The organism is Clostridium sp. UBA4548 (assembly GCF_002387895.1).
Classification (GTDB): domain Bacteria; phylum Bacillota; class Clostridia; order Clostridiales; family Clostridiaceae; genus Clostridium_J.
Genome location: NZ_DGLI01000048.1, coordinates 62,395 through 74,633, shown reverse-complemented (window position 1 = coordinate 74,633; position 12,239 = coordinate 62,395). Strand labels below are relative to the sequence as shown.

Sequence of the window (12,239 nt, the reverse complement as noted above, 5' to 3'; positions counted from 1 at the left end):
CACAACTTACCTAGTTATAATTTATTTATGCCAATCTTTTATAATAGACACTTTCCTATTTGTAGCATCAAGTTCAATATTTGCTCCAATTGGTAAAGTCATCATTGGATGTGTATGGCAGCAATCAAACTCTGCAATAAAAGGCAATTTTTTATCCCCTAAAACTTCTAATAATACTTCATAAGGTTTTCTGCCTGTATTTAAATCTTTAAAAGATTCATGCTTACCAAGAATTATTCCAGAAATCTTGTCAAAAACTCCATTTACCTTTAAATGAGAAAAACTTCTTTCTATGGTTGCAATGTCCTTTAAGCAATCTTCTATAAAGAGTATATCTCCATCCATTATTTCAGGCATATACTTACTACCCCATATTCCTTGCATTGTATTTAAGTTTCCACCTATAACTCTACCTTGAGTGACACCTTCATGTACTGTTATCCATTGATTCTCTCTCTTTGCCTTACCTCTATCTTGCGTTTCCCAATTAATAAACTCTTCAGTCCAATAGTCTGGAATCTTAAACTTATAAGGAATCATTGTTGTATCAATAACAATATCTTTAAAATATTTATATGTATCTTCAACAAATGGTGGTAATTCTCCAAAGGAAGCAACTAAAGCAGGCCCATAATAGGTACTTATTCCAGTTTGTGCATATATGCCAAGTAAAATTGCAGTAACATCAGAATACCCAATAATTATTTTGGGATGCCTTTTAAAGGCTTCATAATCTATATAAGGTAAAATAGAATTGGAGTTCATTCCTCCAATTGTAGACATGATGCATTTTACTTCTGGATTTCTAATTAAATTATTTAGCTCTTCTGCCCTTTCTTTTATTCCACCAGATCTATAAAAATCGTGCTTTTCTGTGAGATTTCCTTCAATAATATTAAAGCCTTTTTCTTCTAAATATTTCTTTGCCCTTTGGAACCTCTTAGGGCATAAATATGTTATTGGTGCTGATGGTGAAAAAATTCCAATTGAATCACCAACTTTTAATTTTTCTATATAACTCATCGTTGATACCTCTCTAACAATTTTTTACTTCTCATATGTGATATCTAAATCTCATACCTTAAATATGGGTGTGACCCTATTATTTTTCTTTATAATATTTCCTATATATCTAAACCTACTTTTTTATTGCTCTTTAATTTCCATCCACACAGCTTTATTACTACTGAACTTGTACCCAGATATGAATAGTTTCAGAAATCATAAGTTTACTTACCTTTAGCTTATATTCCTTATCTTTTATTTTCATAATTCTCTTATCTACAACTTCCCAAAGCATATCTCCATCTAGTTTATTTACTTCTTTACCAATAAACTTATCTAGCTTTTCTTTAATGTGCTTTTGCAATGTGATCTTAGCTATTTCATCATTTTCATTTTCTAAGGTAACTTCAACCTCTTTTACAACTAGTTTCTTTTTGTTAATGACTTCTTCAAGTTTTTCTAACCGAGCATCTTTGTCTGCAATTTCTGACTCTAAAGTTTTAATCTTGTGATGATATTGGTCTATTCTATAACTAATAAAAGTGCTAAATGATATTATTCCTATAAGTCCACCTAGAAGAAATCCTGTGACAAGAAAGAAAAAGTACCTCTCTTTTTTTACTTTGTCCATAACTCACCACACCTCTCCACAAGCTTCAAGGTGTAATACCCAAGATTAGCTCCCAATAATGCCGCTAAAACATATACAATTTGTTTGATCATTAATCGTACTTCACCTTTAAAAACGCCTTCATCCAAAACTTGAAAGGAAGTGAAAGTTCCCCCTAAGGCAGTAGCTATTGCCCATATCTTAACAGAACTTGCGAAATCCATCATAGTTTTTAATGGTGGGTGGTTGTTTATCATTGCTGCAACACCTGCAAAAGTGCAAGCACCTAACATAACTCCAAAAGCAATAAAATAGCTATAGAATATATTTGAAATAAAGTTATTCATAGTTTTTCCTTTTCTTTTTAAATTGATTTCTATATAAGCTATGCTTTTTTAAAGTGAAATATGTTTTATGCTAGAAGTCCCCTATATACTCATGCTCACTTCTTTTTTTCAGCAATACTTCCCCCTACTTACTTTTATAAAATCATTCTTATAAATCCAATTTTAGTACTAACATGGTACAATCTAATTTAAATCCTTGCTTTTGAAGAACTTTGTATAGTGGGTAATTCTTAACATCAATATCTGCTATTACCTTTTTTATATTGTTATCCTTCAAAGTTTTGACTCCTTCTATAACCAAATGGTTTATATAGCCTTGTCCCCTCTTTTCAGGAATTACACCAATGTAGTTAATACCACCAATACCTTCTGTCAATCTTTGTGGTACTACTAAACCTAATAGTTCTTGCTCCCGATTGTAGGCTAATTTCCACCAACCTTCAGTATAGTCAATATCCTTCAGTAGATTGAAATATTTTATTGCAGCTTCTTTACTTCCAAACTCTTTTACCCATGCTAAATCGTCTTCATCTAAAGTTCCCACTGTAACCTTTTCAATTGCATTAATAAACTCATTTGAACCAATTTGTTCTAATGTACTGAAATATAAATCTCCTGATAAGCTGTTAATAATTCCTTCTTCCCAAACAAAGCTTTTCTTTTCTTGAGTAACTTTAAACTCGACTGATGTTAAAGCCTTTACATATTGTTGAAAGTTATTTTTATCAGAATAAAGATGGCATTCTACATTATTAAATCCTTTTACCTTCATTATTTTTAAACTGTCACTTAGTAATTTTTCCTTCGTTTCATCATTAAAATTCTTCATCCATATATCTAACATTTTTAAACTATTGTCAAAGACACCATATATTAGCCTTCCTAAGATGTTACCATGATCCTCAACAACAAAGCACCATTCTAACCTTGTTATTCCTTCATTAATCCAGGATTCTAATATATCCTTAAAGGAGCTTTTCTCTGGTGTAGTAGCCTTAATAACTGAATCAATTTCATTTTTATTTATATTTCTTAAGATCATCTATTCCCCATCCTTTTTATATCCTATAAAAAATAAACTTTATAAAGATACCCTTATTTTCTATAATATACATTATAATCTATTTTTTACATTTAACTATAAAAATAGACTTATTTTATATCTATTGAAGCCTTGCACATACAACTTGATAATTAATTTACCTTTAAGATTATTTATCCATTAATTATTTCTTTTACACTTGATAAAAAACTAAGATATATAAAGAATATAAGGAATAGCACATAATCAGCAAGTATAATAAGGTTCATATTTACTATTTCTCCTAACACACCAGCAAGAGCCATACCTAATGGCATTAATGCAGATGATAAAGCATTTTTAAATCCAAAGACTTTAGATCTCATATTTGGAGATACACAGCTTTGCATAGTTGATTGAATTAATGACCCCATTATAGCTAAACTTAATCCATCAATAAAAAACAAGATAAAAATCAAGTAAGGATTTAATGTAAGAGAATAAAGAATCATAGTGATAGATACTAATATTCCACTTGTAATGAAAGCAAAAAATCTTTTTTCTTTTTTTATTTCAACTAAGGACAATATAGTGAAACCAATAAACATACCGAGGGTATTTATAGCCATTGCAACCCCATATAGTTCAATCCCAAGTTCATTATTTACCTTAAACCAAGGTAATGTTAGAGTCATTGACACAGATGCGAAAAAATTCAAAAATGCTATGGTTATATAAAGGTATTTAAGGCCCTTTAAATTGTTAACATATCTTATTCCTTCTTTCATATCTTCCATAAAATTCAACCTTTGCGAAACCTCTTGAATTTTTGGTATATTAGTAAAATATTCTGCAATCCCTGATAATAAAAAAGTTATTCCGTTAAATATGAATAATAAAGGTACTGCAATAAGGTTTACTAAAAAACCACCTAATGCGTATCCAGCCATTTCATTAACCGAACTTACTAGCTCAAACATAGAGTTTGCTTTTATCAGTTTAGAGTTTGAAACAACATCAGGTATAGATGAATTTATAGTAGGATAAAAAAAGCACCTGCATACATCAACAATAATTCCTGCTATAAGAATCATCCATATTTGTAGAAAATTCATTACTGCTGCTATCCCAATGAAAAGAATAGTAACACCACTAATACCATCACAAACAATTAATATTTTCCTTCTATCATGCCTATCAATAAATGTGCCAGCAAAGGGTGAAATTAATATCTTGGGTATAATTGTAATTGCCATTAATACCCCCATTAAAGCAACTGAACCAGTTTCAGCAAGAATCCAAAAGCGAAGTGCGATATCATAAATATTATCTCCAAAAACAGATATCACTTGCCCTTGAAGTAATAGCGTAAAGTTTCTATTCCATAGTTTTTCACTCACCCTTTTTTCATATTCTCTCTTATTATCCTTCGACTTTCCTAATCCCCTTTTATGATTTTCCTTATTTATAATACCCTCTTTCATTTACCCTTCCCCCCAATTAATAATTAATAATACTCATGCTTATTGGCTTTTTTATTCCTACTTAAGAGCATAAAAAAATACCCTAAAACAATAAATTTAGCTTTCTTACTGTTTTACGGTATTCCCCAAATCCTATTAACTTATATATATGTCTCTTTATTAAAACTGTGTTTCTATCTAGTGCTTTTACTTGGCAGCTTCTATCTAATATTCTTAGTTCATAATGTTTCAAACTATGTGGTCTTACGTAATCTTCGTAGGATTTGTTTTCTCCAAACAAATATATTATTTTCTTCATAATATCTCTCCTTTCTTTTTTTAATAAAAAATATCCTGATTTTAAAAAATAATTATAGCACCTTAAGATAGCTTTGTAAATATTGGAAGTATTGTTCCGCATAAAAATGCCACCATAAATCGAATTATGGTGGCATTTTTATAATAAAATTATTCTTATCCTCTTAAACTAAGAAGCTTATTTTTTAATTCCTGTTCAATTTGATTTAATTCCATTTCAGCTTCTTTACGTTTTTGCTTTCCTTCAGTTTGTATACGCATTACTTCATCAAGAGTTGAAATTAATGACTGATTTGTTGCTCTTATTGTCTCTATATCTACAATTCCTCTTTCTGATTCTTTTGCAGTTTCTATGGTTGACATTTTTAAAGTTTCAGCGTTTTTACGTAAAAGCTCATTAGTCATATCTGACACTTCTCGTTGTGCTTTAGCTGCTTGGTTTGAGTGAGCAACTCCTAGAGCCAAAACCATTTGACTTTTCCAAAGAGGAATAGTATTCACAATAGTAGATTGGATCTTCTCACACATTAAAGTGTCATTATTTTGCACAAGTCGAATTTGTGGAGCCATTTGAATGGAAATCATTCTTGTTAGTTCTAAGTCATGAATTTTCTTTTCAAATCTATTGCACAAAGCTGCAAAATCATTAGCTGTCTGAGCATCCTCTGGAAGTCCACTTATTCTAGCCTTTTCTGTTAGTGCTGGTAATTCCTCTTCTTCTAATTTTGCAAGTTTCTTCTTTCCTGCTAAAATGTACATTGAAAGTTCTTTGAAATAAACCTTATTAAGTTCATACATTTTATCTAGAATTGCTACATCTTTTAAAAGTTGCATTTGATGATTTTCTAAGGCAGTACAAATCTTATTTATATTTAAATCAACCTTATCATACTTTGCTTTCATAGCAGTTAGCTTATTTGCACTTTTCTTAAAGAATCCGAAGAAGCCTTCTTTCTCTTCGTTAGCATCAAAGTTCTTTAGCTCTAATACTACACCAGAAAGCATGCCTCCTATTTCCCCTAAATCTTTAGTCTTTACATTATTTAAAGCGGTCTCCGAAAAATCAGCTATTTTCTTTTGAGATCCAACTCCAAATTGTAGAATCATATTTGAATTAGTTATATCAATCTTAGCCGCAAAATCATCTACCATTTTCTTTTCTTCTTCAGTTAAGAAGCTATCATCAAGTACTGGAGCTTCTTCTTTTTTCTCCTGTACTTCCACGATTTTAGTTTCTTCTTCAAAGGGTTCAAAGGTTAAGGTTGGAACCTCACCTATCCCATCTTTCATTTCATTCTCCACCATAATATCCTCCTTATATATGAAGTATCCACATAGTTAGATACCTTTACTTCTTAAAATCCTTTTCTGTTAAGCCTTCTTGAGAAAGCAAGGTTTCTAGCACAGAAATATCTGAAGATATATCAAAAGCTATATCTCTAAACAAATCATCTAATAACTTTTCAAAAGCACCACTTATTGTGTCTAAGGTATCCTCTATTTCACTTTTAGCTGTCATTATATTTTCCCCTTGAACTGGTTGAGCATCAAGCTGCTCATAACTAGTTACTAGCTTAAGTGTAATCGGAAGATAATAGCTCATCAGCTTATGAAGTGCTGGAAGCTGCTCTGGATGCTGCTCTACATAATTAAATATCTTTTCTGTAATTATCTCTAGTCTATAAAGCTTCCTTGATATTTCCTCTCCTGGTATAGCATCATTAGCTTCCCTAATTTTTTTAATATATCTTCTACCTTCTTCAATTGCCTCTCTAATTTCTCTTTGAGAAGGATCATTTCTTTTTTCTGCCTCTTCCCTTTGTTTACTAGCTTCTTGTTCACTTTGTTTCCTTTGCTCATCTTGAGTTCTTTGATAATGCTCGTAGATTTCATAATTTAATAAAAGATAGGTTTCATTGTTATCAATATGACCTTCTGGAAACATTCCTAAGTCAATCATCTTTCTTAAATCCTTTACCACAAACTTATCTGTTTCTCCAATATGAGAAGCTAGTTCCTTGATAGAACAGTAATTACGCCCTCTAAGCTGTCTTACATATTTCTTAAACCGTTTAACTCTCTTTCTTAACTTAACCCCTGTTAAAGCCATGGATAAACTTCCTAATGATAGTAAAAATAAAGCTCCAAACCCAATAGCACCAATGGATGAAAAAGTGCCCAAAGCAAGATTAATAATTCCATATACTAAAGAAGTTGCACCAAATAATCCCGTTCCAGTAAAGCCAAATACCATGTATAAGATACTAGAAACATTTCCTGCAGGCTTTTTAGCAATTTGTGTATTATTAATACTTTGATTTTTCATCACTTGTTGCTTATCAAACCATTGCTCTGTATAATTGCCTCTATCCATTGTTCCATTATAATTTGATCCAAAGCTATTTCTTACTTCATTTAAAGTATTTTCTGCAGTATAACGAATTTCATCTTTTAATCTAGTAAAATCTCTAGTATTTAATGCATCTTGAACTGTAGACCAAATTTCATCTCCTAAATTCGAAAAATCCCACTTGTCCATATTAATTCCTCCAAATTATATCTTAGAATTATTTCAAAAAAATAATTTTTATTATAAATTACTGTAACCTTTTTACCTTTCTAATATAGACCTACTTAGTAAAAACTTATTTTGTTCATCCCTAAAACCCTTAAGGGTGCCAATATAAGATCCTGTATAAATTATCTTAATTTAAGTTCCTATATAGAAGATAATTAAAAATGTATATAAAACATACTTATATTTCCTTTTATTGTAAGCTACTTTATACAGTTCGTAACTTATAAATAATAATGTGTCAACTTATATATTTAATGAGTTAATTATATATTAAAATCATAAAAATAACAATTTTAAAAGTACTTATTAAGCCCTTAATAACAAGTTATTTTAAAATTTTAAAAATTAACTTTCACCTTACATATCTACTATGAAAATTAAAGTTATACTTAGGTTTGCTATTTACCATCAACACCTTACTCTTTATGTAAAAAACACTTAGTTAACATCTTAATAATTAAAATCTCGATAATATACAATCTTATCGAGATTTCCCTTAGGCATTTTCAAATACCTTATTAATCATCTGCTTTTACATTCCAATTAATTTTATAGCTCCCTTTATGGTTACCTTCAACTTTTATTTTATAGGTTCCATCCTTATCAACTTTTATATTTTTTTTCACGGGTTCTTTAGGGCTTTCAATCTTAACCAATTCCTTATTACCTTCATCAATTAAAGATATTGTTAGATTCCCTTCCCTTGTAACTACCTCAACATCTAAATCTAGTATGTCTCCCTGTTTAAGTTTTAATGAAGTGAACTTACTTCCCTTAAAACTTGAATAGGTCATTTCAGTTCTATTATTTGTACTATTTTCTGAGGACATGACGGTTCTGTAACCTCCCCCAGAACACCCTACTAGAAAAAATGCTAGCAAAAGCACAATTCCTATTGCTTTAGATTTTAATCTCCCCATATTAGACCCCTTTCCTTTTATTAATACCTATATATGCGCTTTAACTATTATAAGTGAATATTAAATTATTCCCTATTTAATATCTTCCCTCTAATTATATTATAAGTTATTCTTTTACATTTAACCACAAAAATAAGTTCATCCACTTAATAGTGAATGAACTTATTTTACTTTAGGAATTTTTAAATTTAATCACAAAGGATTATTTTTTTGAAAATGCCTAAATTATAGTACGTATTTTTTTTCTAATTCTTCTAATATATTTATATATTTTTGTTGAATATTCTTTTCTTCCATTTCTTTTTCAAAGGCTTCACATTCAATATCAATAGTGCTTAATGTTTCTCCACTTAGTTTTCTATTAGCAAAAGTGTAAACTGTGCTGTCTTCTTTGTCTATGTGCCTTGTTAATAAATGAGTGTAAGAAACTGCATTTGCAATTACATCCACCTTACTTTCATCATCTCCAGCTCTTACTCTTTCTAATGCTTCTTCTAGTTCTTTCATATGAAGTCTTCCTAAATCATGCTCTACCAGCATTCCTAAGTTAACTAATTTTTCAGCAGGACCTCCAATTTCGGTTACCATTCGATTGAAAAGAATTTTTTCCTCTTTTCCATGGTGATGATTGTCTGCATAACTTCTAACAAAGTCAATCATCTTTTCGAAATCCTCAAAATTAACTTCTGCCCTTTTTAAAATTCCATAGCTTGCTTTTCTTAATACCAAAAGCATCCTTTTAATATATTTATGTTCTTCAACCATTAAATTAATTCCGTTCATAGTTACATCTCCTTTTATCTAAATACTCTTTATTTATATTTTCCATTTAAATTAGCAAAATATTCTTAGACTAACCTGCCTTATAGGTAAATCTGAAAATAAATTACTTTTTTAAAATTTCATTTATCTTTAAGTTAATCTAATTATAAAATATACTTTTAAAAAATTCGGTAACTATAGATACGGATTTAACAATTTAATCCTCAGTATCAGGGTTATACTCTAAAATATCTCCTGGCTGGCAATCTAGTATTCTACAAATGGCATTAAGAGTGGAAAATCGTATTGCACTTACTTTTCCTGTTTTAATATTCGAAAGATTAACGTTAGAAATTCCAACTTTTTCAGCTAATTCATTTAATGACATTTTACGGTGTGCCATCATTCGGTCAAGTCTTAAAATAATAGCCATATCATATCCTCCTTAAAGGGTTTCATCTGATTGCTTTTGAAGTTCTATACCGTATTCAAATATTAAAGCAATACAGAATACAACCAGTCCTACTGCAAAGAATACACCACCAAAAGATGTGAATGAAGTAACCCTTGTTCCACCTTCTAAAATTAGCGGACGTATTGATTGAACAACTTTTGTTGAAATCAAATGTACTGGTTCAAATGCAAGAAGAAGAGCAGATAAAACTTTTAACTTTTTAACATTACTGATATTAAAAGGTGTGTAGTCCTTCTCTATAGATTTTAACAAGTTGCATACCACTGCTAAAATAGCAATAATAAGCAATGCATCCATGGAAGACACAAGAAGTGCAGTAAATTCTCTAAATAACCCATTATCATAATTAATAGAGAAGCTTTTAACAGTAAAATATACTGCTAAAGTTACAAGTACTAAAGTCAGCACTCTGACAAACATTAGCATTGCCTTACTAATTTTTTTAATTTTGATACTGTTTTGACTCATAAAATCAACCTCCTTTATTTACCATATATTTATCATAGCATGGTATTTAATGTATTTCAAGCATTTTTTATCGTTTATCATTAAAAAATATATCTATAACATTAAATTATCTTTTCCAAAGGTTAAAATTGGGGTGAATTGTAACACGAAATTCCCATTTGTAACACAAGAGTCCCCTTTTGAAAACAAATATCCAATTTTCTAAGAGAAGTGCAGTTCCAAAATAAAAACTACCCTTGCTAATAAAATGAAGACTTATTATCTTCAATCATAAGCAAAGATAGCTCTAAAATTATTTTTTTCTTAATACTAATTCAATTTTATCCATTCTTATATCTTTTAATATTGACTTGTTTTTGCTGTAGTAATTATAAGCCAGCACCATCCCTTCAGACAGAGAAAGTTTTGGCACATATAGTCCATGGTCTTCTGCCTTTTTTGTAGCTAGCAAATAGGTAACATTTCTAAAAGGAAAATACTCTCTTGTATTTATATTTTCTTTTTCCTCATCAACTTCTATAGTATTAACCTTCCTGTTCACTATTCCCATAGCGGTTTTTACCAAGTAATTCCAAGTTACAATTTCGGGGTGAGTTACATTGTATGCTTGTCCTATAGATTTTTCTGCTTTTACAGCGCTTTCAAAGACTTGAACTAAGTCACTGATATGAATAAATTGAGTTCTTTTATCTCCACTTGGTATAGGAATATCTAAACCTTCACTTATCCTATCAAAGAAGTACGTTTCTCTATATAAATTATTCTCTTCTCCATATATATAAGTAGGTCTAAATATAGTTATCGGAAACTTTTCTTTTTTGCACACTTCAAAGAGGTAATCTTCTGCTTCCTTTTTATCGTATCCATAACTACCCCAATTAAAGTTCTCCCCCCTAGTAAAGTCTTCAGTAATCATTTCTTCTGAGGGTACATATACTGCTCCTGAGCTGCAAAATACATATCTTTTTAAGTTATCTCTCTTTAAAACTTTAACTAACTTTTTCACATCCTCTTTCACATAGGCTGAAATATCAAAGACATAGTCATAACTTTCTCCTAAAAGATTTCTTTCTAAGTCTTCAATTAATTTTCTATCCCCTTTTAGATGTTTTCTAATACCCTCATATTTAATTTCCTTAATCCCTCTTGTGAAAATGTCCACAGTATACCCTTTATCTATAAGATGTTTTGCTAAAGAACTGCTTACAAATTCAGTTCCTCCCATAACTAATACTTTCATATATTATCCTCCATGATTTTTTAATAAATATCAAACTTTAGAAATTGTTTTTATTCTCGCCTATTGATTGATTTCTAACTAAATTCTATACCTTCAAATGCTTTAAAACAGTTTTTTCTAAAAACACACTAAAATCATATCTAGTATGAGAACATAATCCCTAAATCCATATATTACCTTTTACTTTTCTATCCAGTTCCTTATCTAATAAGTTAATGCCCGTAAGAATGCCGTTATTCAATAAACCCATTTTTAGATAAAAACAATATAGATTCTTCTGTTTCTTCTAATTTAGTTTCTAATGACCACTTAGCATCTGGTGCATATATTTCAAGTAATTCTAAAGTTTTTAAAATATCAATATCTCCATTACACAAACCATAGTGATTATCCGAAATACCATAATTATTATGTAAGTGTACATACTTAATATGTTTATTTAACCCTTTAATCCATTGTTCTAATGGTACTGATGAATTTACATTAGCATGTCCAATATCAAGACAGGCAGAAAACCTAGGACTATCAACTACTTCTATTAGCTCTGCTATAGTCCCCCATTGATCTTCACACACATTTTCAATATGTATTTCAACATCATGGTCGATACTTTCTAAATAATCCTTCCAAAATTCTGCTGAAGTTTCTAGCCACTGTATAGGAAAAAATGCCTTTGGTACATATCCTGCATGAAATATTAAGTGTTTAGCTTTAATGCTCCTAGCAGTATAGTAGGCATCCCAAAATCTACTTTTCACTACTTCAACTATTTTAGGGTCTCTGCTTCCTGTAAATAAATCAACAAAAGGTCCGTGTAAAGATACCTGCTGTATGTGTTCTAACTTACACCTTATAGTTTCAAGTTTTCTATTATAATCACCTATAGAGTATGGCTGAATAAAACTCTGGACTTCAAACCCTAACCCCATCTCCTTAGCCAGCTTGAGAATTTTCTCTGACTCATCTTTTAAAGTAGAAACATAAACCTCTTTCACCTAATCACCCCCTCGAAAACTTCCATTTAGTTTATCA

The 12,239-nt window shown here is 30.2% G+C and carries 14 protein-coding genes; all 14 read right to left on the bottom strand.

Going from position 1 to position 12,239, the window contains the following annotated elements:
* Positions 1-21: 21 nt before the first annotated feature.
* The gene (locus B3040_RS17945) at positions 22-1,023 is read right to left on the bottom strand and encodes a S66 family peptidase (protein WP_291576347.1); all 1,002 of its coding nucleotides are present in this window, start codon (positions 1,021-1,023) and stop codon (positions 22-24) included.
* Positions 1,024-1,183: 160 nt separating this feature from the next.
* Positions 1,184-1,636, bottom strand: coding sequence for a hypothetical protein (locus B3040_RS17940; RefSeq protein WP_291576344.1), 453 nt, complete (start codon positions 1,634-1,636; stop codon positions 1,184-1,186).
* On the bottom strand, positions 1,624-1,962 hold the full coding sequence (locus tag B3040_RS17935; protein ID WP_017414028.1) for a YtrH family sporulation protein: 339 nt from the start codon (positions 1,960-1,962) through the stop codon (positions 1,624-1,626). Before B3040_RS17935 ends, B3040_RS17940 begins: the two co-directional genes overlap by 13 nt.
* A 148-nt stretch (positions 1,963-2,110) precedes the next feature.
* A complete protein-coding gene (locus tag B3040_RS17930) occupies positions 2,111-3,004 on the bottom strand; it encodes a GNAT family N-acetyltransferase (protein ID WP_291576342.1) in 894 nt (297 codons plus the stop codon).
* Between the two features lie 173 nt (positions 3,005-3,177).
* On the bottom strand, positions 3,178-4,467 hold the full coding sequence (locus tag B3040_RS17925; RefSeq protein WP_291576341.1) for an MFS transporter: 1,290 nt from the start codon (positions 4,465-4,467) through the stop codon (positions 3,178-3,180).
* A gap of 82 nt (positions 4,468-4,549) precedes the next feature.
* The gene (locus B3040_RS17920) at positions 4,550-4,765 is read right to left on the bottom strand and encodes a hypothetical protein (RefSeq protein WP_291576339.1); all 216 of its coding nucleotides are present in this window, start codon (positions 4,763-4,765) and stop codon (positions 4,550-4,552) included.
* 155 nt (positions 4,766-4,920) lie between these two features.
* Positions 4,921-6,069 (bottom strand): toxic anion resistance protein, encoded by a 1,149-nt coding sequence (locus B3040_RS17915; RefSeq protein ID WP_291576337.1) that lies wholly within the window; start codon positions 6,067-6,069, stop codon positions 4,921-4,923.
* A 43-nt stretch (positions 6,070-6,112) separates the two neighbouring features.
* Entirely contained in the window at positions 6,113-7,303 is a 1,191-nt protein-coding gene (locus B3040_RS17910; protein ID WP_291576334.1) for a 5-bromo-4-chloroindolyl phosphate hydrolysis family protein, read from the bottom strand.
* A 557-nt stretch (positions 7,304-7,860) separates the two neighbouring features.
* Positions 7,861-8,262 (bottom strand): hypothetical protein, encoded by a 402-nt coding sequence (locus tag B3040_RS17905; protein ID WP_291576332.1) that lies wholly within the window; start codon positions 8,260-8,262, stop codon positions 7,861-7,863.
* A 225-nt stretch (positions 8,263-8,487) separates the two neighbouring features.
* A complete protein-coding gene (locus B3040_RS17900) occupies positions 8,488-9,045 on the bottom strand; it encodes a hemerythrin domain-containing protein (protein ID WP_291576330.1) in 558 nt (185 codons plus the stop codon).
* A 196-nt stretch (positions 9,046-9,241) separates the two neighbouring features.
* Positions 9,242-9,457 (bottom strand): helix-turn-helix domain-containing protein, encoded by a 216-nt coding sequence (locus B3040_RS17895; RefSeq protein WP_017414019.1) that lies wholly within the window; start codon positions 9,455-9,457, stop codon positions 9,242-9,244.
* A gap of 12 nt (positions 9,458-9,469) precedes the next feature.
* Entirely contained in the window at positions 9,470-9,967 is a 498-nt protein-coding gene (locus tag B3040_RS17890; protein ID WP_291576327.1) for a DUF2975 domain-containing protein, read from the bottom strand.
* A 292-nt stretch (positions 9,968-10,259) separates the two neighbouring features.
* The gene (locus tag B3040_RS17885; protein ID WP_291576325.1) at positions 10,260-11,207 is read right to left on the bottom strand and encodes an SDR family oxidoreductase; all 948 of its coding nucleotides are present in this window, start codon (positions 11,205-11,207) and stop codon (positions 10,260-10,262) included.
* Between the two features lie 233 nt (positions 11,208-11,440).
* A complete protein-coding gene (locus B3040_RS17880; RefSeq protein WP_291576323.1) occupies positions 11,441-12,202 on the bottom strand; it encodes a sugar phosphate isomerase/epimerase family protein in 762 nt (253 codons plus the stop codon).
* Between the last annotated feature and the right edge of the window lie 37 nt (positions 12,203-12,239).